At 74.6% G+C, this 2,259-nt stretch carries 3 protein-coding genes; all 3 read right to left on the reverse strand.

What is annotated here, in order from left to right; translation table 11 throughout:
- Positions 1-9 precede the first annotated feature (9 nt).
- The 3 genes from ACWGH4_RS34375 to ACWGH4_RS34385 are packed head-to-tail and all read right to left on the reverse strand — an operon-like array spanning position 10 to position 2,160.
- Entirely contained in the window at positions 10-792 is a 783-nt protein-coding gene (locus ACWGH4_RS34375) for a L,D-transpeptidase family protein (RefSeq protein WP_453467742.1), read from the reverse strand.
- 11 nt (positions 793-803) lie between these two features.
- Positions 804-1,652, reverse strand: coding sequence for a hypothetical protein (locus ACWGH4_RS34380; RefSeq protein WP_453467744.1), 849 nt, complete (start codon positions 1,650-1,652; stop codon positions 804-806).
- A complete protein-coding gene (locus ACWGH4_RS34385; protein ID WP_453467746.1) occupies positions 1,639-2,160 on the reverse strand; it encodes a SigE family RNA polymerase sigma factor in 522 nt (173 codons plus the stop codon). The genes ACWGH4_RS34380 and ACWGH4_RS34385 overlap by 14 nt, the downstream gene beginning before the upstream one ends.
- Positions 2,161-2,259 lie beyond the last annotated feature (99 nt).

Genomic DNA, 2,259 nt, shown 5'->3' on the forward strand with positions numbered 1-2,259 from the left:
CCGTCGCTCTCAGCGCGCCAGCGCCGCCGCGTCGCCCATCACCACCACCGGCCGCCTGGCCGGGTCCAGCCACCGCAGCAGCTCCTTCATCCGGCCGCGCGGCAGCGACACGCAGCCCTGCGTCGGCCCCCCGTGGTCGACGTGGATCCAGATGCCGCCGCCCTTCCCGGCGCCGAGCGGACGGGTCCAGTCCAGGGGTGTGGTGCCGGGCCTGCGGTTGTAGTTGACGGCCACGACGTAGTCGAAGGAACCGGCGAGCGGCTCCCCCTCGAATCCACGCCCGCTGATCCTGAAGGCGGGCCCGCGGTCGTACGGGAGCTCCGTGCCCGGGTCGGGGAGTCTGCCACCGGCGTCGGTGAGCCCGAAGACGCCGACCGGTGAGCGCAGGTCGCCCTGGCGGTGGTCGCCCGTCCAGCCCTTGAGCGCGTTGTGCCCGTGCCACGGACCGGACGCGGGCTGCCATCCCTGCCCCGGCTCCCGCTCGTACAGCACCGCCGTTGCCCGGTTGGAATCCGCATCCTTCCCGGTGACGACGACGGCCTGAAGGGCGTCCTCCGGGACCGCCGCGCGGGTCCTCGGCCCGAGGGCGGGGATCTCCGCGGGCCTGACGGCCTGGGGTTCCGGCGCGGAACGCCCCGCTCGGCCGCTGTTCCCTCCGTGGTCCTCCCCGCCGGACGCGGCGCCCGCGGTCCTGGACCGGTCCTCGACCGCGGTGTCCTGACCGGCCGCCGTACAGCCGGTGAGGAGCACGCCGGCGCAGGCGAGCACGACGAGGGTTCGGTTGGCGAGCATGTACGGGCCTCTCAGTCCTCGGGTTGCGCATGGTCGCCGTCCTGCCCGGGCATGCTGCCCGGGGCAGGTGGCGTGGATCCGGTGTCCGCCCCCGCCGGTACGAAACGGGCCCCGGCGATCATGTGGCGTGCTTCACCCAGGGCCCCGCCGGCGTCCTCGGCAAGGCACAGGTGCGCTGTGGCGAGCGGGTCCCCGGCGCCCGGGCCGCCGATGAGCCCGCTGAGCTCCCGTACGCCGCCGATCGCGCGACAGCCGGGCGGGACGGTGCCCGATTCATGTAGAACGGGTGGTTCCAGAGCCTTCTTGCCCAACGGTCCGGGGTGCTCCGCGGTCACGACGAGCAGCGCGCCTCCCCCCTTCAGCGTCTTCACCGGCGCACAGCCCCACGGGTCCCCGGAACAGGGCCGGTCGTACGTGGAGAGCGGCTGTGTGGCGGCGTACCCACGGGCGGTCACCTTCTGCCGGGGGTCCGCCTCCACCTCAAGAAAGTCCCAGGAGGACGGCAGAGGCAGCACCAGACCGGCCGGCCCGTCGAAGTAGAGCTTCACCAGGTGCGGGGCGGACGGGGAAGGCGGGAACGGAGCGGAGGCGGCGGGCAGCGCGGACCCGCCGCCCTGGCCGGCACCGGGCAGCAGCGTCCCCGCGACGACGAGGGCGGACACCGCGCACGCTGCCGCTCCGGCGGCGCGGCGCGAGCGCCGGCGGCGGGCGACACGCTCCCGTACCCGCTGCATCCGCTCCGTGGGGGCGGGCAGCCGGGGCACCGCCCGCTCGAGCAGGACACGCAGTTCGGACTCGTCCGCCCCCTCGGCACCACTGCCGGCAGGCTGCTGACCTCCTGTGTCATCAGGGCCGGCCACAGCGCTCACCGCCTTCCACAGCGGCGGGCAGCGCGTCCCGCAGGGTGCGCAGCGCCTTGGCCGCCTGGCTCTTGACGGTGCCGGGTGCGCAGCCCAGGGTCGCCGCCGTGTCCTCGACGCTCAGGTCCTCGAAGTAGCGCAGCACCACGACGGCCCGTTGCCGCACGGGCAGCAGCCGTACGGCCGCGGCCAGCGACTGCTCCAGGTCGACGCCCTCGTACGCGTCCGTGTCCCCCGCCCGGTCCGGCAGCACGCCGTGCGGGACCTCGCCCCGCCAGCGTCTGCGCCACCAGGAGGCGTGGGTGTGGACGAGGGCCTTGCGGACGTACGCCTCCGGCCGGTCCCTCGCGATCCGGTGCCACTTCGGCCAGACCCGTGCCAGCACGGTCTGGAGCAGGTCCTCCGCGAGGTGAGTGTCGCCGGTCAGCAGCCACGCCATCCGCAACAGCCTGGGGCCGCGCGCGGCGACGAACTCCTCGAAGTCGCGCTCGCCCCGCCCACCGCGCATCCGTTCCTCGCCGTCCCGTTCGGTGTTCCACACCAGTTGAACGCGGTGGCGTCCCGGTCGGGTTGCCTCCGGGCAGGAAGAAGGGCCCCGGAACTCGAT

The organism is Streptomyces sp. NPDC054847 (assembly GCF_053610925.1).